Source organism: Brachybacterium sp. AOP42-C2-15 (genome assembly GCF_052377065.1).
Taxonomy (GTDB): Bacteria; Actinomycetota; Actinomycetes; order Actinomycetales; family Dermabacteraceae; genus Brachybacterium.
Map to the genome: position 1 here is coordinate 20,981 of NZ_JBQSWK010000008.1, position 20,821 is coordinate 41,801.

A 20,821-nucleotide genomic window follows, 5' to 3' on the forward strand; every position below is an offset into this window, starting at 1 on the left:
CTCCGCCCGTTCTGACGGCGCACGGCGGTGCACACCTGGGGATCTGTCCACGGGGACCTGCGGACAGGAAGCGTCCCGGTCGCTGTGGAACAATGGGGTCGATAGAACGACCCTGCGCGGGCCCGCCCCGCCGGTCGTCTCCCATCCCGTCAGCGAAGGAGAGTGCCTCATGGCAGTCGCAACCCCGGATCAGTACGCAGAGATGATCGATCGCGCGAAGGCAGGCAAGTTCGCCTACCCCGCAGTCAACGTCTCCAGCTCGCAGACCGCGATCGCAGCCCTGCAGGGCTTCACCGAGGCGAACACCGACGGCATCATCCAGGTGTCCTTCGGCGGCGCGGAGTACCTCTCCGGCTCCACCGTCAAGGACCGCGTCGCCGGCTCGATCGCGCTCGCCGAGTTCGTGCACGCAGTCGCCAAGAACTACCCGATCAACGTCGCGCTGCACACCGACCACTGCGCCAAGGAGGTTCTGCCCACCTGGGTCGAGCCCCTGATCGAGTGGGACCTCGAGAACCGAGTGAAGAAGGGCCTGAACCCGCTCTTCCAGTCGCACATGTGGGACGGCTCCGCCGTGCCGGTCGACGAGAACCTCGAGATCGCCGAGCGTCTGCTCGAGAAGTCCGTCGAGGCCAAGAAGATCCTCGAGATCGAGGTCGGCGTCGTCGGTGGCGAGGAGGACGGCGTGGTCGCCGATGTCTCCAACGACAAGCTCTTCTCCACCCCCGAGGACGGCATGAAGACCGCCGCCAAGCTCGGCCTGGGCGAGCGCGGCCGCTACCTGACCGCCCTCACCTTCGGCAACGTGCACGGCGTGTACAAGCCGGGCAACGTCAAGCTCACCCCGTCGATCCTCCTGGACATCCAGAAGGCCGTCGGCGAGAAGTACGGCAAGGAGATGCCGTTCGACCTCGTCATGCACGGTGGCTCCGGCTCCTCCCTCGAGGAGATCCGCACCGCGGTCGACAACGGTGTCATCAAGATGAACATCGACACCGACACCCAGTACGCCTTCACCCGCCCCGTGGTCTCGCACATGTTCGAGAACTACGACGGCGTGCTGAAGATCGACGGCGAGGTCGGAAGCAAGAAGGCCTACGACCCCCGCGCATGGGGCAAGAAGGCAGAGGCCGGGCTGGCCGCACGCCTGGTCGAGGCGGCAGAGAACCTCCGCTCCGCCGGCACGCACCAGGCCTGATCAGGCGATGAGTCTGGCCTGATCGACGTACTGCGAGCGCGCGAGCGGTAGGAGATCAGGCGATGGATTCAGCCTGATCGACTCAGCACTCCACGGGACCCCGGGGCTTCGGCTCCGGGGTCTTCGTCGTCTGCGCCCGGCAGTCCGGCGCGCCAGTGCGGATGAGCGTGCGGGTACTCAGCTGCTCAGCAGCTGGTCACCAGCGGTTGCCCTGGGCGCGGCCCATGACCCGCTTCAGGGAGGGCAGCACATCGGCCAGGAAGACTCCGGCGATGACCACTCCGGCGATCATGAACAGCATCGAGCTTCCGCGGCCCACCGGATACGGGAGCGACAGGAAGCCCAGCACCACGGAGACGCCGGTCAGCACGCACCAGAACACCTTGGTGCGCTTGCCCGCGGCCACATAGGCGTCGGGACGGAAGCGCAGGGCGTTGACGAGTGCCCAGAGCTCGACCGCCAGCAGGGCCACGGCGAGCACGAGGAAGATCCACATCTGGATGAGCGCGATCATCGCGTCAGGATACGGGTGATGGCTGGGCAGTTCCCGGACCCCGGCAGGTACACGCCAGGAGCGAATCGGCCGGGGTCCCGAGCAGGCGGCGTGGCGCAGGGCCCCGCAGGCGCCGCCCGGACCCGGGAGATGCTCAGCGTCGCCGGTCGGGATCCGAGCGATCGGTGATCAGCAGCTCGAGCGCCTCGGTGGTGGCTGGCGGCTCGAGGGCGCGCATCTCCATCGTCATCGGGCGGGGGCCGATCGCATCGCCGTCCGCGGCGACCACCAGGCTCGGCAGGAACTGCTTGGCCTCCGCGGCGCTGAGTCCGGTGGCCTGCAGCAGATCGATCGCGAGGGAGCGCAGCTGGATCGTCAGAGTCACACCCTCGAAGTGCCCGGCCCGACCCGGGCGCATCCCCTCGTCATTGCGCAGCAGCATCTCGGGGGAGAGGTAGGAGCAGAACAGGCGCAGCTTGCGCCGAGCTTCGGTGAAGTCGACATCCTCGTGCGAGACGGCGTTGCTGAGCTCGAGCACCGCATCGCGTGCGGCCAGCAGCGCATCGGCCAGCCGGGAATGGGCGTCCCCGCGCACCGCCTCGAGGAACTCCACCTCGCGACGGGCGATCACACGCATGTTACGCATGGCCCGATCGGAGCCCACCAGCAGGTGCTGCAACCGGTTCACATCGTCAGCGTGACGCAGTCCGGAGGGGGAAAAGGTCGCCATCTCGTTGGCCACGTCATTGGCGAGGGACCATTCGTCGGTGTACTTCTGGGAGACCTCGCGGAGCTTCTTCAGCGCCGCCTGCGCCACGCCGCGGTCGCCGCTGCGCGCGGAGAGCGCCAGGCTCACCAGCGTGTCCTCGAGCTCCCGATAGAAGGAGGCTGCCGCCCGGGACTGGAGCCGGCGGGGATCGCCCGAGAGCAGCAGATGGATGATGATCGCGACCACGACACCGGTGACGGCGTCCAGCGCCCGCCCGCCCGGGGTCATGGTGGGGGTGACGGGCATGATCATCACCAGCAGTGATTGGATCGCGACCTGGAACCCGAAGAGGTTGCTGGAGTCGATGAAGCGCGCCAGCATCCCGGCGCCGAAGACCACCACCAGGATCTGCCAGGTCCCGGAGCCGAGCAGCCCGCGCGCCAGCTCGCCCAGCAGCACGCCGAGCATCACGCCGCAGGACATCTCCACGATCTTGCGCATCTTCTTCTCGATGCCGAAGCCGATGATGATGAACGCGACGATCGAGGAGAAGAAGGGGTGCTCGTGGTTCCAGAGGAACCCGCTGACCAGGTAGGCGAGGGCCGCGGCGATCGCGGCTCGGCCCACAGTCAGCAGGTCTCGGTGGCCGCGGGAGACGCCCTTGAGGAACCACTGGCGCACGGTGTGGCGAGCTTGCTCGAGGAGCGCGCCCATCGTCCGGGAGCTGGAGCCAGCGGGGGCGCTGCTGCCAGGGGTGCGCGGGGTCATGCGGGCACCGGGTCCTGCAGCCGCATCTCCAGCAGCTCCTCGAGGCGGAAGCAGTCCCCGTCGCGCCCGCCCCGCCCCACGACCAGCGGGGCATAGGTCGGTGCCGGGGCGGCGCCGCGCAGTCGGGCCCGCAGACCGCCGTCGACCCGCATCACGAAGTAGTGACCCTCGGCGTCGATCGCGAGGCTGCGGTCCTTCTTGAGGTACCAGCCCTCGAGGCCGGTGCGGAGTGTGCCGCCGCCCTGGTAGGGCCGGGCGCGCAGCGCGACGGGCGAGATGCCGGCGGCATGGAAACGGTCGACGGCCTCGCGGATCATCGCAGTGGCCTGCTCGTGCTCTTGCAGGCGGGCGGCACGCATCGCCTGCTCCTTGACCTCGAACGCCTCGCGGCGGTGCCGGCTCCAGTCCTGCTCGTCACCCTCAGCTCTCATGCACCCCATTGTTCCAGTTGAGCGGCCTCTGCACCGGGCAGTGGCGTAGGAGGGCGGTGCCGGAACCGTGAGGGCGTCGTGGAGGGCGTCATGGAGAGAGCCGTGAAGAGAGCCGTGAGGAGGGCCGTGAAGCGGGTCGTGGAGGACTGTCCCTCAGAGCTTGGCGGTGGCGGGGCGGCCGCCATGCTCACGGGGCAGCACGATCGGCTCCTGGGTGGCGTCTATCCACACCGATGAGGTCTCCCCGTCGGCGTCCCCCAGGGGGACCTGGACCGAAAGCCCCGCATCCAGCGGGACGGCGCGGCGCACCACTGCCAGGGCGATCGGGCCCAGATCGGCATGCAGGGCGGCAGAGGTGACGGTCCCGACGACCTTCCCCTCCGAGCCGCCGAGCCGGATCTCGCCGCCCGGCGCGGCGGGCAGATCCTGGGAGCCGTCGAGGTGGAGCATGACCAGCCGTCGAGGTGGCTGGCCGAGGTTCAGCACCTTCGCCACCGTCTCCTGGCCGCGGTAGCAGCCCTTGGTGGTGTGCACGGTGGTGCGCAGCAGGTCGAGCTCGTGGGGGATGGAGCGCTCGTCCACCTCGCGGGCTCCGCGGGCGCGGTGATCAGCGATCCGCAGCGCCTCCCAGGAGCTCATCCCGGCCAGGTGCGAGCTCTGCCAGGGCAGCTGCTCGATCGCGGCAGCTTCGAAGACGGTGAGGACGGCGCCCACCGGGTCCTCCGGATCGGGGCCGTAGGCCACGCCGCCCGGGGCGACCTGCGGCCAGGGCTCGGACCAGACGGCGAAAGGTGCGGGCAGGCCCAGCTGAGGCAGCACCTCAGGGGCGGGGGAGAGGGCGCCGAGGACACGCAGATCGTCACGGTCGGTCAGCTCGACCCGGGCCGCGAAGCGCATCATCTCGAGGTAGTGGCGGAGCCCTGCCCGGGCGCCGGGATCGAGCACCAGCAGCAGCGCATCGTCCTCGAGCACCACGGCCGAGGCCATGTGCTCGACGCGGCCCTGCGGGGAGAGCACCGCGAGCGAGGAGGAGGAGCCGACGGGAGTGCCGGCGAGGACCTGGGTGGTGATCGTGGTCATCCAGCTGCGGGCGTCCGCGCCCCGGACCTCGAGCAGCTCGAAGTGGCCGAGGTCGACCACCGCGGTGCCGTCCAGCAGATGCCGCTGCTCGCGCAGAGGGGCCCCGTAGTGGGCGGGCACTCCCGCATCGGGTCCCTCCCCGAGGACCGCGCGGGTGCTCAGCAGGGGACGGACGACATGGGCGGGATCAGACACGGTGCAGCTCCAGAGACAGATAGGGGGCCAACGAGGTTTCGCCGGGGGGGCCGTCAGGCACCGGGAGGCGACGCTCCCACAGCCACATCAGACGACCGCGCACGTACCCGAACATGCGGGTCTCGGAGACCTCGCCGTCGGTGCTGTCGAGTGCCAGCTGGACTCGGGGGCCGCGGACCTCTCCGACCCACAGCTCCGGGCTCTCGCCGCGGCGCGTGAGATGGGCGTCGAGCCGATAGGACAGGAAGCTCGCAGGGGTGCCGGGCTTCGCGGCCTCGGACACGGCACGGTCCTGGCCGGGCAGCAGATCGCCGACGGTCCAGCTTCCCTCCTCCCGGTGCAGGAGGGTGCGCTCCCCGGAGCCCTGCCTCGCCGGCGTGGCGTCCCCCTCCGCCTCGTCGCGGGCGAAGACGCTGGTGGGCGGCAAGGGTGCGGGCAGGTCGACGCGGTGGATCAGTGAGCGCCACCGCAGGGTGCCGTCCTCGGCAGCCGTGCACTCCAGCTGCTGCTCGATGCGGGCGTCGGGGACGTCCTGATCAGGCAGCTGGAGTGCGCCGCTGCCCTCCCAGCTGCCGATCAGCCAGGCCAGGGGGTACAGCGACTCAGGAAGTGAGGTGTCAAGCGTGATGGGCATCGGTGCCGCAGGTCGCTCAGCGGTTGAACAGTCGTGTGAGCACCAGGACGGCGAAGGCGAGCGTGCCGACGCCCACCAGGACGACGAGGGCGATGAAGAGAAGCGAGAGCGCGGACATGCCCCACAGTCTATCGCCCTGGAGGCCGTGAGGAGGCGGCTGCGCGCGGCATCATGGCGGGGCGGGAACCGGCATCACACGCGGGCGTGAGCAGTGGCATCACGGCCGGGCGTGAACAGTTCAGACGAGCAGCAGCACCATCAGGTGCGCGACGACCCCGACGGTCGCCACCGGCACCGCCGCGACTGCGAGCGAGGGGACCGGTTCCTTCGCGACCAGTGAGGAGCCCACCAGCAGGTGAGCGCAGCTCGCCCCGATCGCGGTGACCAGTCCCGCGCCCGCCGCGAGCAGTGGCGCGACCCCGGCCAGGGTCACCGCGAGCACCGCGGTCACCGCGGTCCCCACGAGCGCGGACAGCAGGAACCGCAGGATCGTGGGCAGCGGGGTCGAGTTCAGCAGCAGCGTGCCGGCGAGGCCGGCGGAGATCGCGGTCACCAGCATGCCCGCACCCGCGGCGTCCGCCCCGGTCTGGGCGATCACCCAGCAGGCGGCGATCCCCACCACGAACACTCCGGCGACGGTTCCGGTGAGCGATTCGGTGAGTTCGCGCCGCTCGGCGCGCAGCATCTGGTGCACGAAGGAGGCGAGCACCCCTGCCGCGCACATCATCACGACCCCGGAGATCGGCGTGAACCGTTCCGGAGCGAGCACCGTGATCAGTGCGCCGAGGATCCCGGTCCCGGCGACCACGATCCGGGTGCCGCCGGGGGAGGGCAGCTCGAGCAGCGTCGGCCAGGCCAGCCCGATCAGCAGGGAGAGCAGCGCCACGGTGGCCGCCATCAGCGCCGGGGAGATCGCCCCGGTGAGCGAGACCACGCTCAGCAGCAGCGCGAGTGCGGCCCCGAGGGGAGCGCGCTCGGGAGCGGTCACAGGTCCTCCCAGGCAGTCGATTCCGGTCTCAGGTCACGCCGACGAGGGGTCCGCCTCGGGCGCTACAGTGGCAGTCTACGAGTGCCCGCAGGTGACGGCATACTCGTGCACCTCATCCGGCCGTCGGCCGCAGGAGGTCAGCACTGCCGCAGAGTCCCCGGAAGGACCCCATGATCATCACGGCCGCCGTGTCGGCGACGCAGCGGGACGCCGTCCGCGACCTGCTCGAGACGGCCACGCAGCACGATGGCGTTGCCGCCCTCGATGAAGCGGCCCTGCTCGCGCTCGACGGCGGCAGTGCCCAGCATCTGCTGCTCGAGGGGACGGGTGGGGGCGAGGCCGACGCCGCGCTGCTCGCCTATGCCAGCGTGCTGGCCGACGGCACCGTCCAAGGAATGGTCCATCCCGCGCACCGCCGTCGCGGTCATGGCACCACGGTGCTGCGCGAGGCGCTCGACCTGCACCCCGATGCAGGGGTCTGGGCGCATGGCGCGCTCGAGGGATCCCTCGCCTTCCTCGCCGCCGCCGGTCTGCAGGAGACCCGCCGCCTGCTCACCCTGCACCGCGACCTCGCTGCGACGCACCCGCTGCCCGCGATCCCCGCCTCGAGCCTCGAGGGGCTGCGGCTGGCGAGCTTCGAGGCAGGACGAGATGCCGAGCGCTGGGTGACGGTGAACGCCCGCGCCTTCGCCGACCATCCCGAGCAGGGGGCGCTCACCCGCGCGGACCTCGATCAGCGGCTGACACAGCCGTGGTTCGACGCCGAGGACATGCTGGTCGCGCTGCGCGATGACGAACTGGTCGGATTCGTGTGGATCAAGCGCGAGCACCCCGGTGATCGCACAAAGGACGCCGAGATCTATGTGGTCGCCACCGACCCCTCGGTGCAGGGGCACGGAGTGGCGGGTCTGCTCATGGCCACCGCGCTGGCGCGCCTGCAGCAGGGCGGGGTCCCGGGCGTGGAGCTCTACGTCGAGGCCGACAACACCCCGGCGCTGCGGCTCTACGAGAACTGGGGCTTCACCGTCTCGGGCCGCGACGTCCAGATGCGCGCGGCAGAGAGGGGCTGATCGATGCTCGTCGCCCCCGGGAAGCCACCACCCGTGCTCGCCGCCGGCGCTCTCGCCTGGCGGGAGAAGGGTGAGGGGATACAGGTGCTGCTCGTCCACCGCCCCCGCTATGACGACTGGTCGATCCCCAAGGGGAAGCTGGACAAGGGCGAGACGTTCCCGGCCGCGGCGGTGCGCGAGGTCGCCGAGGAGACCGGCTATCGGGTGCGCCTGCACCGGCCGCTCCCGGCCTCCGTGTACCTGCTGCCGGACGGCCGCACGAAGATCGTCCAGTACTGGACGGCCACCGTACGGGCGAAGATCGGTCCCGGCCCCAAGAACCGCGGTGAGGTCGACGAGGTCCGCTGGGTTCCCCTCGACGAGGCGGAGCAGCTGGTCACCCGGCAGGGCGACCAGGTGCCCCTGGTGGCGCTGCGCCGATTCCTGGACGCCGACGAGCTCAGGACCGTGCCGATCATCATCCAGCGCCACGGCGCCGCCGTCTCGCGAGCGAAGTGGCGCAAGAGCGAGGAGTCCCGGCCCCTGAACAGCAAGGGGAAGAAGCAGGCCCAGGCGCTGCCGGCCCTGCTGGATGCCTTCGACCCGGCCAGTGTGGTGAGCAGCCCCTGGCAGCGCTGCCTGACCACCGTCGAGCCGCTGGCGAAGGTCGAGGGGCTGAAGGTCCGAACCAAGGATGAGCTCACCGAGGCGGCGCATGCCGCGCATCCCTCGCGCACCGCCGCGGTGATCGATCGGGTGCTGCGCGAGGCCCGTCCCACCGTGGTGTGCACGCACCGCCCGGTGCTGCCCACCGTGATCGAGTCGGTGCGGGCAGTCGCCCAGCAAGGGGCGGCGCTCGAGCTGCCGCGGGAGGATCCGTTCCTCGCCGCCGGGGAGGCGCTGCTGCTCCACACCACTGCCGGCGGCACGGTGGTCGCGATCGAGCGTCACCTGCCGAACATCGGGTGACGAGCCTGATGCGCACGGCGAGCACACCGGGCACGCCGGGCACGACGAGCACGACGCGCATGACGCGCATGACGCGCATGACGGGTACGCCGGCCGGGACGGTCACGCCGGACTCGATGGCCAGGACAGGCACGACGAACGACAAGACGACAGCCAGGGACCAGGGGCCAGGGGAAGGGCACGGACAGAGATGAGCGCAGGGTACGGAGGCGGTCTGCCGGACTACAACGGGGGACCCGGGAGCCGCTCCAGCGGTGAGGGACGCGGGGGAGAGCCGTTGTACGGCAGCGACCCCTATGCGCCTGACCCTTATGCGACTGACCCTTACTCAGTCGACGCCCATGCGAGCGACCCGTATGCGCAGAACCAGTTTGCGCAGGACCCGTATGCGACAGACCCGTTGGAGGCCGACGGGTTCGGCCCGGTCTTCAGCTCCTCCGCGCCGGCACAGTCCGGCGGATACGCCGTCGCCTCCTACGACTCATCCCCGCAGTACGGGTCGCAGCAGTACGGGACCCATCCGTCGGGACCTCCCGGCTATGGGCAGTTCCCGCCTCCGCTCCCGAGCTCCGGAGCGGGCATCACGGGTTTCGTTCTGGGCCTGCTGGCGCTGACCATGTGCGCCGGGCTGACCGCGCCCGTCGGCATCATCTTCGCCATGAAGGGCATGAAGGAGACGGGACCGACGGCGATCAACCCCAAGGGCGGCCGCGGCCTCGCGATCGCCGGGCTGGTGACGTCCCTGATCGGCTTGATCCCGTTCCTCTTCTTCGTGCTCTACTTCGCCTTCGTCATCGTCGCGATCATCGCCGGGGCGACCTCCGCCTGACTCGTCCGGGCACCTCCGCCTGGCTCATCCAGGTCAGGCCCGCACGGTCTGCTCCCGGTGGAGCAGGCCACTCCCGCGCTCCGTGACGAGCAGCACTGTGACCTGTTCGTATCCTGGTTCTGACCTGCAAGTTCATGCTGCCCGGTGGGGAGTTCACCTGCTGTTCATGCGAGAGCGGGCGGCCTGTCATCTGCCCTCCTTAGCGTCCCCGCTGTCAGAACTTCCAGTAGGACAGCATCCGCGGGCCCCCGGCCCCGAAAGGACTCGCAGTGAAGGTTCGCAAGAACAAGCTCGTCTCGCTCGCCGCACTCGGACTCATCGGCGGCCTCGCGCTGACCGCTTGTGGTGGGGGTGCCGAAGCAGAGAACGGCGGCAACGCCGGCTCGGACAACGGTGGCGCCTCGGCAGGCGGCTACGCCGAGCTGACCGGCAACCTGGCTGGCTCCGGCGCGTCCTCCATGCAGAACGCCCAGAACGCGTGGACCGAGTCCTTCATGGGCCTTGTGGGGGCCGAGGGTGGCGACATCCAGGTCACCTACGACCCCACCGGCTCCGGCACCGGCCGAGAGCAGTTCCTCTCCGGCCAGGTGAAGTTCGCGGGCACCGATGCCGCCCTCGACGAGGAGGAGCTCGCAACCTCCGCCGAGACCTGCAACGGTGAGCAGGCGTTCAACCTCCCCGTCTACATCTCCCCGATCGCGGTCGTCTTCAAGCTCGACGGCGTCGAGGATCTGAACCTCTCGCCCGAGGTGATCGGCGGGATCTTCGCCGAGACCATCACCACCTGGAACGACCCGGCGATCGCCGAGCTCAACCCCGACGCCACCCTGCCCGATCTGCCGATCGTCCCGGTCCACCGCTCGGACGACTCGGGCACCACCGAGAACTTCACCGAGTACCTCTCGGAGAACGCTCCCGAGGCGTGGAGCCACGGCCCGATCGAGACCTGGCCGATCGACGGCGGCCAGTCCGGTGACGGCACCTCCGGTCTGATCTCCGCGGTCGAGGGCGGCAACGGCACCATCGGCTACGCCGACGCCTCGCAGGCCGGCAACCTCGGCACCGCCGCCATCCAGGTCGGCGAGGAGTTCGTCCCGTTCAGCTCCGCCGCCGCGGCGAAGTCTGTGGATGTCTCGCCGCGCGAGGAGGGTCGCGCTGAGAACGACATCGTCGTGGCACTGGACCGCACCACCACCGAGTCCGGCGTCTACCCGATCGTCCTGATCTCCTACCTCGCGCTGTGCGGCTCCTACGCCGACTCCGCCGAGGGCGAGGCCGTCAAGGCCTACGCGTCCTACATCATCTCCGAGGACGGCCAGGCTGTCGGCGAGCAGAACGCCGGCTCCGCACCGATCTCCGAGGAGCTGCGCACTGAGGCTCAGGCATCGATCGACGGCATCACCGTCGGCTGACCTGCCCTTGCACACCCGTGACTCGGCACTCTGCACCACTCCACTGCCCGTGAGCTCTGAGGAAGGCCCCTATGAGCACCACTGATGTCGAATCGGAATCACTGACCGCACCGCCCTCGTCCATGAGGACCAGCGGCCGGCGCATCGGCGACTCGATCTTCTCCTACCTGAGCATCGGCTCGGGCATCCTCATCTTCCTCACCCTCGCCGCAGTGGCCGTCTTCCTCACCACCGAGTCGATGCCGGCTGTCATCGCGAGCCAGGAGTTCTCGGGCACCGCGGAGTTCTCTCTCATCGAGACCGCGCTGCCGTTGATCTTCGGCACCGTGCTCGCCTCCGCGATCGCTCTGGCCATCGCGATCCCGATCTCCATCGGCATCGCCCTGTTCATCTCGCACTTCGCACCGCGCCGTATGGCCTCGGGCCTGGGCTACATGATCGACCTGCTGGCCGCGGTGCCGTCGGTCGTCTATGGCCTCTGGGGCGGCATCTGGCTGGTTCCCAAGATGGAGCCGCTGTACGTCTTCCTCAACACCTACTTCGGCTGGATCCCGCTGTTCGGCGGCGATCCCACCGCGCCGATGCGCAACCTCGCCTCCGCCTCGGTGGTGCTCGCCGTGATGGTCCTGCCGATCATCACCGCGGTCTCCCGCGAGGTGTTCCTGCAGACCCCGCGCCTGCAGGAGGAAGCCGCGCTCGCTCTCGGCGCGACCCGCTGGGAGACCATCCGGACCGTCGTGCTCCCCTTCGGGCGCGGCGGTGTCGTCGCCGCCTCGATGCTCGGGCTCGGCCGCGCTCTCGGCGAGACCATGGCCGTGCTCATGATCCTCGCCCCGGGCGCGACCTTCTCCTTCCACATCCTCGAGGTGGGACGCCACAACTCGATCGCTGCGAACATCGCGTCCAAGCAGGCGGAGGCGTCCGGCGTGGACATGTCCCTGCTCATCTTCACCGGCCTGGTGCTGTTCGTGCTGACGTTCATCATCAACGCACTCGCCCGGTGGATCGTCGCCCGCAGCGGCCCCAAGAGCTGAGAGGTCACCATGAGCTCCTCCACATCCGTGCAGGCACCCATCTCGGTCCGGTCGAACGACGAACGCCGACTGCCCTGGTACCACCTGGTCTTCACCGGTCTCGCCGGGCTGCTGGTCGCGGTCGCCGTGCTGTCCATCGCCGGTGCCCTCTCCGTCGCCAGCGCGATCCTGCTCGGCTTCGTGCTTCACCTGCTGTTCGGCTGGACCTACTCGCTGGTGCGCGAAGGTCCGCGCTGGGCCATGGACCGCCTGGTGACCCTCCTGGTCATCGGGGCCTTCGCCGTCTCGATGTTCCCGCTGCTCTCGCTGCTCTGGGCGGTCGTCGGCAGGGGCCTGACCCGCGTTCTCGCGGCCAAGCCCAGCATCCTCGCCTTCTGGACCACCGACATGTCCGGGATCATCGGCGGCGCCGACGCGGGCGGCGTGTTCCACGCCACCGTCGGCACCCTGCTGATCACCCTGTGGGCCTCGATCATCTCCATCCCCGTGGGCCTGTTCACCGCGATCTTCCTGGTGGAATACGCGGATCAGGGCTGGAAGAAGACCCTCGGCACGGGCGTCACCTTCCTGGTCGATGTCATGACCGGGATCCCGTCGATCGTCGCGGGCCTGTTCGGCCTGGCGCTGTTCATCGCCTTCATGCCGGACCAGAGCGTGCGCATGGGCATCATGGGCGCGGTCGCGCTGTCCCTGCTGATGATCCCCACCGTGGTGCGCAACAGCGAGGAGATGCTGCGCCTGGTCCCGATGGATCTGCGCGAGGCCGCCTACGCCCTCGGCGTGCCGAAGTGGCTCACCATCGTCAAGGTCGTGCTGCGCACCGCCATCGCGGGCCTGACCACCGGTATCACCCTCGCCATCGCCCGCGTGATCGGCGAGACCGCCCCGCTGCTGCTGACGGTGGGCATGGTGACCTCGGTGAACTGGAACATGTTCGACGGCCGCATGGCGACACTGCCCACCTTCATCAACCAGCAGTACCGCAACGGCAACGCGAACTGCATGAGCGATACGGTGACCAACCCGGTCAACCAGGAGGTGTACGCCTGCTCGATCACGACGAACATCGATCGTGCCTGGGCCGCCGCCTTCACCCTGATCATCATCGTGATGGTGCTCAACATCGCCGCCAGAATGGTCAGCCACTACTTCTCCCCGAAGCTCAGTCGCTGAGCTGTCGCCCTACGCGAAAGGACATCTGATGGCAGCCCCCCAGCCCATCAACGTCGAGGACCTCAACATCTACTACAGCGACTTCCTCGCTGTGGAGGATGTCAACGTCCAGATCCGGCCCCGTTCGGTGACAGCCCTGATCGGCCCCTCCGGCTGCGGCAAGTCGACCTTCCTGCGCACCCTGAACCGGATGCACGAGGTGATCCCGGGCGCCTATGCAGAGGGCAGGGTCGAGATCAACGGCGAGGACATCTACGACTCCAAGGTCGACCCGGTCAACGTGCGCCGCCGCGTGGGCATGGTGTTCCAGAAGGCGAACCCCTTCCCGACCATGTCGATCCGCGACAACGTGCTGGCCGGGGTGAAGCTCAACAACCGCCGGATCTCCCGCACCGCGGCAGATGAGCTCGCCGAGCGGGCGCTCAAGGGCGCGAACCTCTGGAACGAGGTCAAGGACCGCCTGGACAAGCCCGGCATGGGCCTCTCCGGCGGCCAGCAGCAGCGCCTGTGCATCGCCCGCACCATCGCGGTGCAGCCCGAGGTGGTGCTGATGGATGAGCCGTGTTCGGCGCTGGATCCGATCTCGACCCTCGCGATCGAGGACCTGATCCACGAGCTGAAGCAGGAGTACACGATCGTGATCGTGACCCACAACATGCAGCAGGCCTCCCGCGTCTCGGACCGCACCGGCTTCTTCAACATCGCCGGCACCGGCAAGCCCGGGCACCTCATCGAGATCGACGACACCGACACGATCTTCACCAACCCGTCGAACAAGCAGACCGAGGACTACATCTCCGGCCGCTTCGGCTGATCCGGCCCGGTCGAGACACCCCGGCGCCCGCCGAAGCACGCCGAGCCCGCCGAAGCGCGCCGGGCCCGCCGAAGCGCGCCGGGCCCGCCGAAGCGCGCCGGGCCCGCCGAAGCGCGCCGCGCCCCGCCGAACACGCCGGCAGCAGCCGTGACACGCCGCGCCCCGCCGGAACACGCCGGCGGCCCCCGCTCGAGAACACCGATATCTCCCGTTTACGGTAGGTATCGGTGTTCTCGTTCGGCGTGCCGCGCTACGCATGCGCGCGGTGTACGCGCGCAACTCGTGCGCGCTTTACGTGCACGTTCGGCGCGCGTGTTCGGTGTGCCGCGTGGTGGGGCGGGCGTGGCCCGCAACGCGTCCCCGCGCCGGTCAGTCCGGCCCCCGGATCCCGGTATCTCGCGCCGGTCAGCCCCGCACCGGATCCCGGTATCCCGGGCGGGTCAGACCAGGGTCTGACCCGTGACGGGTGGAACGGCCCCCGGGGCGGATGCGGCGAGAGCGGTGCGCGCGGGAATCTTGGGGCATGAACACCAGCCCGCTCGCACACACGGCCCTTTCCACACCGACGCCCGCCCCGCTCCCGGCGTCGCAGCCCGTACCGGCCCCACCTTCGCCGCGCGGCACGCACCAGGTCGCGCAGCCCGGGATGATGCACCCCTCACCGGTGCTCTCCGCCCGCGGGCTGCTCCAGAGCTACGGCACCGCCGGCACCACCACCCGGGCGCTGGACGGCGTGGACCTCGACATCGCCCGCGCCGATTCGCTCGCGGTGATGGGCCCCTCCGGCTGCGGCAAGACCACCCTGCTGCACATCCTCGCCGGCATCCTCACCCCGACCTCCGGCACCGTCCTGCACGAAGGCACCGACCTCGCATCACTGGGGGACCGCCGCCGCACCCGGCTGCGCCGCAGCGACTTCGGCTTCGTCTTCCAGGACGGCCAGCTGCTGCCTGAGCTGACCGCGCTCGAGAATGTGATCCTGCCGCGCATGCTCGGCGGCACCTCCCGACGCGCCGCGAGTGCCGAGGCGGCGTCTTGGCTGGACCGACTGGGCCTGTCCGGCATGCACGACCGCCGCCCCACCCAGCTCTCGGGCGGGCAGGCCCAGCGGGTGGCCATCGCCAGGGCGCTCGCCGGGCGCCCCTCGGTGGTCTTCGCAGACGAGCCCACCGGCGCGCTGGACCAGGCCACCGGCCAGACCGTGCTGCAGATCCTGGTGGACTCCTGCCGGGAGACCGGTGCGGCGCTGGTGATGGTCACGCACGATGCGAAGGTTGCCGCCGCCTGCCGCCGCACCGTCACCATGCAGGACGGCCGCATCGCGCAGGAGTACGTGCGCCCCGAGGCGACGGCCGCGACGGCCGGAGCGACGACCACCGGAGCGACTGCCATGACCACCGGAGATACCCGATGAACGCCCTGCTGGCCTCCGCCCCGCTGCTGCTGCGCCGACGCGGCGCCCTCGCCGACATCCTGCCCGTGATCGCCTTCGCCGCCGCCACCGCGATCACCGCGACGGTGATCGGCGGCGCCGCAGCATTCGTCGGCCGGGTCCCTCCGGGCGATGTGCCGATGACCGGAGAGGCCTCGGTCATGCCGTTCCTCGCAATCTGTGCGCTGATCGCCTCAGTGCTGCTGGTGCCCAGCGCCGTCGGCCTCGGCGGCTCCGCCGCACGGCTGTCCCTCGCGCGCCGGGAGCAGGACCTCGCCGCCATGCGTCTGGTCGGCGGGACCAGCGGCCAGGTCGGTTCGGTCGCGGTGCTCGACGTCGCCGCTCAGTCACTGCTCGGCGCGGTGCTCGGCCTCGGCGCCCATGTGGCGGTGACTCCGGCCCTGACCCGTCTCGACTTCGGGATCGCCCCGTTCACCGTCCCCGATCTGCTGCTGCCGGTGTGGGCCTATCCCGTGCTCGTGGTCGCGCTCGTGCTGATCGCCGCCGGCTCTGCGGCCGTTTCCCTCGCCGGAGTCGTGCTCAGCCCGCTGGGCGTGGCACGTGACTCGCGGGTGGTGCGCCTGTCGGTGCTGCGCGTGGTGCTCTGGGCAGTGCTGATCGTGGGGTTCGTGGCATTCATGAACGTCGGCGGGATGCTGCTGGGCGAAGCGGGCACGGGGGTCTTGATCGCGATCATGATCCTGTTCATCGCCGCGATCGTCGCGGGGATCAATGTCGTGGGCCCCTTCATCGTGTGGGTCACCGCGCTGCTGCTCGCGAAGACCGCGCCCACTCCCTCGCTGATGGTCGGGGCGCGGCGCCTCGCCGGTGATCCGCGGGCTGGCTGGAGAGCCGTCTCCGGGATCACCTTCGCACTGGTCATCGCGGGCTTCCTCACCATGATCGCCACCCTCGGCGAAGCGACCAATCCCGAGGAGGCGATGATGTTCACCGCCATGACGACCGGTGGCCTGCTCACCTTGGGGATCGCCGCGGTGCTCGCCGCGGTCAGCACCGGGGTCTCCCAGACCGCCCGGGTGATCGACCAGGCCCCACGCCTGCGCGCCCAGCACATCGCCGGCGCCGAGGTGGGTCAGCTGCACCGCGCCCGCCTCGCCGAGATCGCGGTGCCCGTGGCGCTGAGCTCCATCATCGCGACCGGCACCGCGCTGCTGGTGCTGACCACCTTCCTCGGCGGCGCCCCGAGCGACCCGACGATGGCCGTGCAGTATCTGGCCAGCGTGCTCGGTGCCTACGCCCTGGTGATCGCTGCGGTGCTGGTCGGTTCGCCCCTGGTGAAGCGGTTCGCGACGCGCGCCGCCTGAGCGTGGTTCCGTCCCGCCTGAGCGGATTCCAGTACCGCCTGAGCGGAGTCCGGTTCCGCCTGAACGGAGCCCAGGACCGCCCGGAGCGGGGCCACTGCTACCGACGGACGACCGGCCCCTTCCCGGGCTGGTCGCCCGTCGGCCCGCATCGAACTCCCGGCGGCCATTAGGCTGGATCCATGAACTTCGAGAACGTTGCTCCGAACGCGGTCCCCGAGGGCGTGCATCTCATCGATGTGCGCGAGCAGAACGAATGGGACGCCGGCCATGCCGCGACCGCCCAGCACCTCCCGGCCAGCACGCTGATGGAGAACCTCGACCAGCTGCCCGAGACCGATGACCCGCTGTACATCGTGTGCCGCAGCGGCGGCCGCAGCTTCCAGGTCGCCCAGTGGCTCAACGCCAACGGCTTCGAGGCGGTCAACGTCGCCGGCGGGATGGACCTGTGGTTCGAGTCCGGCCTGCCGATCGTCGCCGACGGCGAAGGCGAGGCGTACGTCCTCTGAGGCTCCGCGCTTCCGGGCGCCTCGACTCGAAGATCCCTTGCCGCTGAGATCAGCAGCCGGCGCGCAGCACCTCGGCCCGGCCTCAGGTGGAGATGAAGTCCTGCAGCAGGGCGTAGCCCACGAAGGCGAACACATCCAGCAGGGTGTGCGCGATGACCAGCGGCAACGTCCGCCGGGTACGCCGGTACCACTCGCCGAACACCAGCCCCATGACCAGATTCGCGAGCCCCGGGCCCACCCCCTGATAGGTGTGATAAGCCCCGCGCAGCAGGGCGGAGACGACGATGATCCGCCGCGGTGACCAGCCGAGCTTCTCGAGCCGCTGGAACAGGTAGCCCACCACGATCACTTCCTCCAGCACCGCGTTCTTCACCGCATGGAGGACCAGCACCGGCAGGGTCCACCAGTGGGTGTCCAGCGCCGCGGGGATCACCTCGACCGTCGCGCCCAGCAACCGACCCAGGTAGTAGATCGCGAGGCCCGGCAGACCGATCCCGGCGGTGATCAGCACGCCGTGCAGCAGATCCCGCAGCGGCCGGCCCAGATCCATTCCCAGATCCCGCAGCGCCTGCTGGAGCGAGCCTGCGGTCAGCGCGAGCAACAGCACCACCAGCGCGACCGGCACCAGCGCGAAACTGATCGACAGCAGCTGGTAGAGCAGGTCCAGCCACGCATCCTCCCGCAGCGAGGAGTTCAGCGCGGTGGACTGGCTGGAAAGCGGCCCCGCTGCAAGGGCCTGGGCGAGGGCGAGCAGCGAGTACACCGCGCTGCGGCCCAGGGAGAGGGCGAGGACGATCAGCACCTCGGCGCGCAGCCAGCGCCGGCTGGGGGTCATGAGCTCCACCCGCACATGCTCTCACCTGGCGGGCAGGGAAGGCAGACGGGCGGGGCAGCGACGGTCGCACGCAGCGGACCCGTGCCAGACTCGGGGCATGACCTCACCTGCTGTTCTGATCACCGGAGCCAGCCGCGGCATCGGCCGCGCCGTCGCCGAGGAGCTCGCCACCGATCACCACCTGCTCCTCGGCGGCCGTGATGCGGCTGCCCTCGAGGAGCTCGCCGCGCAGTTCCCCTCGGCGCAGCCCTTCGTCGCCGAGCTCACCGACTCCGCCGCCCTCGAGCGCGCCGTGGGGGCGCTGGAGCTTCCGCACGGGCTCGCCGGTGTCGTGCACTCGGCCGGGATCCTGGTCAGCGGCACCGTCGCAGATCTCGCCGCTGCGGACTGGAGCCGCTCCTTCGCGATCAACGTGGTGGCCGTGGCCGAGCTGACCCGGCTGCTGCTGCCGGCTCTGCGCCGCGCTCGCGGCACCGTGGTGACGATCAACTCCGGCTCGGGCTTCACCGCCGGGCCGGGCGGTGGCGCGTACAGCGCCTCGAAGTTCGCGTTGCGTGCGCTGACGGATTCGCTGCGCGCCGAGGAGCGCGAGCACGGAGTGCGGGTCAGCTCGGTCCATCCCGGACGGGTCGCCACCGATATGCAGCGCGAGCTGCGCGTCTTCGAGGGCGGCGAGTTCCGTGCCGAGGACTACATGGACCCGGCCACGGTCGCCGCGACTGTGGCGCTTGCACTGCGCCTGCCGGCGGATGCCAGCATCGACACCCTGTCGGTCAGACCCCGCTGACCGGGGGTCCCGACGACGGAGCGCCCTGCTGACCTGGGTGCCCCGCTGACGGAGCGCCCTGCTGACCGGGGTGCTCCGACGATGGAGTGCCCTGCTGACCGGGGTGCCCCGCTGGCCGGGGGCGGGCACAGTCGTGCCCGCCCGTCCGACTCAGGCCTGCTTGTCGTCCAGGTGGTCGACGAGCTGCCCGGCATAGCCGACGTAGCTGTGCGGGGTCAGCGCCAGCAGCCGCTCCTGCTCCTCCGCGGGCAGCCCGAGGGACCCGACGAACTCGCGCATGCCCTCCCCGTCCACGCGGTGGCCGCGGGTGAGGTCCTTGAGCCGCTCATAGGGGTTGTCCAGCCCGGGCACGCCCTGCACGCCGAGGGTGCGCATCACGGACTGCACCGCCTCGCCGAGCACCTCCCAGTTCCCGTCGAGATCGGCGGCCATGGCGTCGGCGTCCACGTCCAGGCCCGCGAGGCCCTTGCGGAGGTTCGCGATCGCCAGCAGCGAATGCCCGAGCGCCGGGCCGATGTTGCGCTGGGTGGTGGAGTCGGTGAGGTCCCGCTGCAGGCGGGTGGTGACCAGAGTCGAGGCCAGGGAGTCCAGCAGTGCCCCGGAGATCTCGAGGTTCGCCTCGGCGTTCTCGAAGCGGATCGGGTTCACCTTGTGGGGCATGGTCGAGGAGCCGGTGCCGCCCTGCGCGGAGAGGCGCTGACGGAAGTAGCCCAGCGAGATGTAGGTCCACACGTCGGTCGCGAGGTTGTGCAGGATCCGGCCGGCGCGGGCGATGTCCGAGTAGATCTCGGCCTGCCAGTCGTGGGACTCGATCTGCGTGGTCAGCGGGTTCCAGGTCAGCCCCAGGTGCTCCACGAAGGTGCGGGAGACCTGCTCCCAGTCCGCTGACGGCACGGAGACGGCATGCGCGGCGTAGGTGCCGGTCGCGCCGTTGATCTTGCCGAGGATCTCATCAGCGGCGATCCGGCGCTCCTGGCGACCCAGGCGGAACGCGAAGACCGCGATCTCCTTGCCGAGCGTGCTGGGGGTCGCGGGCTGGCCGTGGGTGCGCGAGAGCATCGGCACCTCGGCTGCAGCCTTAGAGAGGGCGGTGAGGTCCCCGATCACGTCACGCAGCGCGGGCAGCCACACCTGCTCGACCGCGCCCTTGACCATCAGGGCGTAGGAGAGGTTGTTGACGTCCTCGCTGGTGCAGTAGATGTGCACCACCTCGGCGAGCGGCTCGAGGGAGGTGCCGGCCAGGCGGCGCTTGATGTAGTACTCGATCGCCTTGACGTCGTGGACGGTCTCGCGCTCGATCTCGGCGTGCTCGGCGATGCCGTCTGCGCCGAAGTCCTCGGGGATGGCGCGCAGCAGGGCTCGCTCGTCCTCGGTGAGGGTGCGCAGGCCGGGGATGACCTGCTGATCGAGCAGGTGGATCATCCACTCGGTCTCGACCACCAGGCGGGAGCGGTTCAGCGCCGCCTCGGAGAGGTGGTCCACCAGCGGCGCGACCTGCGCGCGGTAGCGGCCGTCGAGCGGGGTCAGGGCGATCTGCGGGGTGATGTCCGCGAAGGAGTGAGCCATGGGGAGCATTCTCCCAGATTCGATCGCCCGGCCGACGAGCGCGCCGCCGGACGGACGGCTCAGGTGCTTCGCGTCATGGGTATGCGGGCGGGATGCTCACTCGCCGCTCGAGTAGCTGCGACGTCCCCGCTCGTCACCGAGCCCGGTGACCCCTTCGACGATCGCCGAGAGGATGCCGATGATCACGCCGGCCCCGAGCGCCCACCAGAAGCTGTCGAACTGCAGGGTCAGTCCGGCCAGGGCCGAGACCCAGCTCGCCAGCAGCAGCATGAGCGTGTTGATGACCAGCTGGAACAGGCCGAGCGTGAGACAGGTGATGGGGAAGGTGAGGAACTCCAGGATCGGCTTCACGATCACGTTGATCACTGCGAGGATCAGCGCGATCGCCCCGATGGTGAGGACCTGCGTGAGCACGCTCGCGCTGTCGTCGCCCAGATGCATGCCGGGCAGGATCAGCGCGGTGACCCACAGCGCGAGACCGGTGACGATGATGTGGCCGAGGAATCTCATGGCTCCATTATCTGCACTCATCCTGAGGGCGCCAGTGGGGCTATCCCCATCCTTGCTGTGCCCCGGACAACCCGCCCCGACGGC

Annotated in this window: 21 protein-coding genes; 12 read left to right on the forward strand and 9 right to left on the reverse strand. The window is 69.9% G+C overall.

Features of this window, described 5'->3' with window-relative positions:
- Positions 1–169: 169 nt before the first annotated feature.
- Complete coding sequence (gene fbaA / locus ACT3SQ_RS06195; RefSeq protein ID WP_441443182.1) at positions 170–1,198, forward strand: class II fructose-bisphosphate aldolase; 1,029 nt, start codon at positions 170–172, stop codon at positions 1,196–1,198.
- Between the two features lie 196 nt (positions 1,199–1,394).
- Here the strand turns inward: fbaA and ACT3SQ_RS06200 are convergent, their stop codons facing one another.
- The 6 genes from ACT3SQ_RS06200 to ACT3SQ_RS06225 all read right to left on the reverse strand — a co-directional run bounded on the left by ACT3SQ_RS06200 (position 1,395) and on the right by ACT3SQ_RS06225 (position 6,496).
- On the reverse strand, positions 1,395–1,712 hold the full coding sequence (locus ACT3SQ_RS06200; RefSeq protein WP_441443181.1) for a DUF2516 family protein: 318 nt from the start codon (positions 1,710–1,712) through the stop codon (positions 1,395–1,397).
- Between the two features lie 133 nt (positions 1,713–1,845).
- Positions 1,846–3,168 (reverse strand): FUSC family protein, encoded by a 1,323-nt coding sequence (locus tag ACT3SQ_RS06205; RefSeq protein WP_441443180.1) that lies wholly within the window; start codon positions 3,166–3,168, stop codon positions 1,846–1,848.
- A complete protein-coding gene (locus ACT3SQ_RS06210; protein WP_444600940.1) occupies positions 3,165–3,599 on the reverse strand; it encodes a hypothetical protein in 435 nt (144 codons plus the stop codon). The genes ACT3SQ_RS06205 and ACT3SQ_RS06210 overlap by 4 nt, the downstream gene beginning before the upstream one ends.
- A 153-nt stretch (positions 3,600–3,752) precedes the next feature.
- A complete protein-coding gene (gene ygfZ, locus ACT3SQ_RS06215; protein WP_441443178.1) occupies positions 3,753–4,874 on the reverse strand; it encodes a CAF17-like 4Fe-4S cluster assembly/insertion protein YgfZ in 1,122 nt (373 codons plus the stop codon).
- Entirely contained in the window at positions 4,867–5,508 is a 642-nt protein-coding gene (locus ACT3SQ_RS06220) for an FABP family protein (protein ID WP_441443177.1), read from the reverse strand. Before ACT3SQ_RS06220 ends, ygfZ begins: the two co-directional genes overlap by 8 nt.
- Before the next feature lie 238 nt (positions 5,509–5,746).
- Complete coding sequence (locus ACT3SQ_RS06225) at positions 5,747–6,496, reverse strand: hypothetical protein (RefSeq protein ID WP_441443176.1); 750 nt, start codon at positions 6,494–6,496, stop codon at positions 5,747–5,749.
- A 170-nt stretch (positions 6,497–6,666) separates the two neighbouring features.
- Between ACT3SQ_RS06225 and mshD the strand changes: the two genes are divergently transcribed.
- The 10 genes from mshD to ACT3SQ_RS06275 all read left to right on the forward strand — a co-directional run bounded on the left by mshD (position 6,667) and on the right by ACT3SQ_RS06275 (position 17,039).
- Entirely contained in the window at positions 6,667–7,566 is a 900-nt protein-coding gene (mshD, locus tag ACT3SQ_RS06230; protein WP_441443175.1) for a mycothiol synthase, read from the forward strand.
- Between the two features lie 3 nt (positions 7,567–7,569).
- On the forward strand, positions 7,570–8,514 hold the full coding sequence (locus tag ACT3SQ_RS06235; RefSeq protein WP_441443174.1) for an NUDIX hydrolase: 945 nt from the start codon (positions 7,570–7,572) through the stop codon (positions 8,512–8,514).
- Positions 8,515–8,704: 190 nt separating this feature from the next.
- Positions 8,705–9,343, forward strand: coding sequence for a DUF4190 domain-containing protein (locus ACT3SQ_RS06240; protein ID WP_441443173.1), 639 nt, complete (start codon positions 8,705–8,707; stop codon positions 9,341–9,343).
- Positions 9,344–9,612: 269 nt separating this feature from the next.
- A complete protein-coding gene (locus tag ACT3SQ_RS06245) occupies positions 9,613–10,755 on the forward strand; it encodes a phosphate ABC transporter substrate-binding protein PstS (protein WP_441443172.1) in 1,143 nt (380 codons plus the stop codon).
- A gap of 71 nt (positions 10,756–10,826) precedes the next feature.
- Positions 10,827–11,789, forward strand: coding sequence for a phosphate ABC transporter permease subunit PstC (pstC, locus tag ACT3SQ_RS06250; protein ID WP_441443171.1), 963 nt, complete (start codon positions 10,827–10,829; stop codon positions 11,787–11,789).
- Between the two features lie 9 nt (positions 11,790–11,798).
- A complete protein-coding gene (gene pstA / locus ACT3SQ_RS06255; protein ID WP_441443170.1) occupies positions 11,799–12,962 on the forward strand; it encodes a phosphate ABC transporter permease PstA in 1,164 nt (387 codons plus the stop codon).
- A gap of 28 nt (positions 12,963–12,990) precedes the next feature.
- The gene (pstB, locus tag ACT3SQ_RS06260) at positions 12,991–13,776 is read left to right on the forward strand and encodes a phosphate ABC transporter ATP-binding protein PstB (protein ID WP_441443169.1); all 786 of its coding nucleotides are present in this window, start codon (positions 12,991–12,993) and stop codon (positions 13,774–13,776) included.
- A gap of 646 nt (positions 13,777–14,422) precedes the next feature.
- On the forward strand, positions 14,423–15,190 hold the full coding sequence (locus ACT3SQ_RS06265) for an ABC transporter ATP-binding protein (protein ID WP_441443168.1): 768 nt from the start codon (positions 14,423–14,425) through the stop codon (positions 15,188–15,190).
- Entirely contained in the window at positions 15,187–16,533 is a 1,347-nt protein-coding gene (locus ACT3SQ_RS06270) for an FtsX-like permease family protein (protein ID WP_441443167.1), read from the forward strand. Before ACT3SQ_RS06265 ends, ACT3SQ_RS06270 begins: the two co-directional genes overlap by 4 nt.
- 179 nt (positions 16,534–16,712) lie before the next feature.
- On the forward strand, positions 16,713–17,039 hold the full coding sequence (locus ACT3SQ_RS06275; protein ID WP_441443166.1) for a rhodanese-like domain-containing protein: 327 nt from the start codon (positions 16,713–16,715) through the stop codon (positions 17,037–17,039).
- Positions 17,040–17,121: 82 nt separating this feature from the next.
- Here the strand turns inward: ACT3SQ_RS06275 and ACT3SQ_RS06280 are convergent, their stop codons facing one another.
- Positions 17,122–17,874 (reverse strand): CPBP family intramembrane glutamic endopeptidase, encoded by a 753-nt coding sequence (locus ACT3SQ_RS06280; RefSeq protein ID WP_444600941.1) that lies wholly within the window; start codon positions 17,872–17,874, stop codon positions 17,122–17,124.
- Positions 17,875–17,971: 97 nt separating this feature from the next.
- Between ACT3SQ_RS06280 and ACT3SQ_RS06285 the strand changes: the two genes are divergently transcribed.
- Positions 17,972–18,661 (forward strand): SDR family oxidoreductase, encoded by a 690-nt coding sequence (locus ACT3SQ_RS06285; RefSeq protein ID WP_444600942.1) that lies wholly within the window; start codon positions 17,972–17,974, stop codon positions 18,659–18,661.
- A 150-nt stretch (positions 18,662–18,811) separates the two neighbouring features.
- On the opposite strand, the gene purB is transcribed toward ACT3SQ_RS06285, so the two are convergent.
- Entirely contained in the window at positions 18,812–20,227 is a 1,416-nt protein-coding gene (gene purB / locus ACT3SQ_RS06290) for an adenylosuccinate lyase (RefSeq protein WP_441443163.1), read from the reverse strand.
- A 96-nt stretch (positions 20,228–20,323) separates the two neighbouring features.
- On the reverse strand, positions 20,324–20,737 hold the full coding sequence (locus ACT3SQ_RS06295) for a phage holin family protein (RefSeq protein ID WP_441443162.1): 414 nt from the start codon (positions 20,735–20,737) through the stop codon (positions 20,324–20,326).
- Between the last annotated feature and the right edge of the window lie 84 nt (positions 20,738–20,821).

What these genes read in the sequence shown, in the direction of transcription:
- pstA (WP_441443170.1), top strand. Translation starts at nt 11,799, where the DNA reads ATGAGCTCCTCCACATCCGTGCAGGCACCCATCTCGGTCCGGTCGAAC.
- ACT3SQ_RS06285 (WP_444600942.1), top strand. Translation starts at nt 17,972, where the DNA reads ATGACCTCACCTGCTGTTCTGATCACCGGAGCCAGCCGCGGCATCGGC.
- ACT3SQ_RS06270 (WP_441443167.1), top strand. Translation starts at nt 15,187, where the DNA reads ATGAACGCCCTGCTGGCCTCCGCCCCGCTGCTGCTGCGCCGACGCGGC.
- ACT3SQ_RS06200 (WP_441443181.1), bottom strand. Translation starts at nt 1,712, where the DNA reads ATGATCGCGCTCATCCAGATGTGGATCTTCCTCGTGCTCGCCGTGGCC.
- ACT3SQ_RS06280 (WP_444600941.1), bottom strand. Translation starts at nt 17,874, where the DNA reads ATGACCCCCAGCCGGCGCTGGCTGCGCGCCGAGGTGCTGATCGTCCTC.
- fbaA (WP_441443182.1), top strand. Translation starts at nt 170, where the DNA reads ATGGCAGTCGCAACCCCGGATCAGTACGCAGAGATGATCGATCGCGCG.
- pstB (WP_441443169.1), top strand. Translation starts at nt 12,991, where the DNA reads ATGGCAGCCCCCCAGCCCATCAACGTCGAGGACCTCAACATCTACTAC.
- pstC (WP_441443171.1), top strand. Translation starts at nt 10,827, where the DNA reads ATGAGCACCACTGATGTCGAATCGGAATCACTGACCGCACCGCCCTCG.
- ACT3SQ_RS06235 (WP_441443174.1), top strand. Translation starts at nt 7,570, where the DNA reads ATGCTCGTCGCCCCCGGGAAGCCACCACCCGTGCTCGCCGCCGGCGCT.
- mshD (WP_441443175.1), top strand. Translation starts at nt 6,667, where the DNA reads ATGATCATCACGGCCGCCGTGTCGGCGACGCAGCGGGACGCCGTCCGC.
- ACT3SQ_RS06220 (WP_441443177.1), bottom strand. Translation starts at nt 5,508, where the DNA reads ATGCCCATCACGCTTGACACCTCACTTCCTGAGTCGCTGTACCCCCTG.
- ACT3SQ_RS06275 (WP_441443166.1), top strand. Translation starts at nt 16,713, where the DNA reads ATGAACTTCGAGAACGTTGCTCCGAACGCGGTCCCCGAGGGCGTGCAT.
- ACT3SQ_RS06205 (WP_441443180.1), bottom strand. Translation starts at nt 3,168, where the DNA reads ATGACCCCGCGCACCCCTGGCAGCAGCGCCCCCGCTGGCTCCAGCTCC.
- ACT3SQ_RS06210 (WP_444600940.1), bottom strand. Translation starts at nt 3,599, where the DNA reads ATGAGAGCTGAGGGTGACGAGCAGGACTGGAGCCGGCACCGCCGCGAG.
- purB (WP_441443163.1), bottom strand. Translation starts at nt 20,227, where the DNA reads ATGGCTCACTCCTTCGCGGACATCACCCCGCAGATCGCCCTGACCCCG.
- ACT3SQ_RS06265 (WP_441443168.1), top strand. Translation starts at nt 14,423, where the DNA reads ATGATGCACCCCTCACCGGTGCTCTCCGCCCGCGGGCTGCTCCAGAGC.
- ACT3SQ_RS06295 (WP_441443162.1), bottom strand. Translation starts at nt 20,737, where the DNA reads ATGAGATTCCTCGGCCACATCATCGTCACCGGTCTCGCGCTGTGGGTC.
- ACT3SQ_RS06240 (WP_441443173.1), top strand. Translation starts at nt 8,705, where the DNA reads ATGAGCGCAGGGTACGGAGGCGGTCTGCCGGACTACAACGGGGGACCC.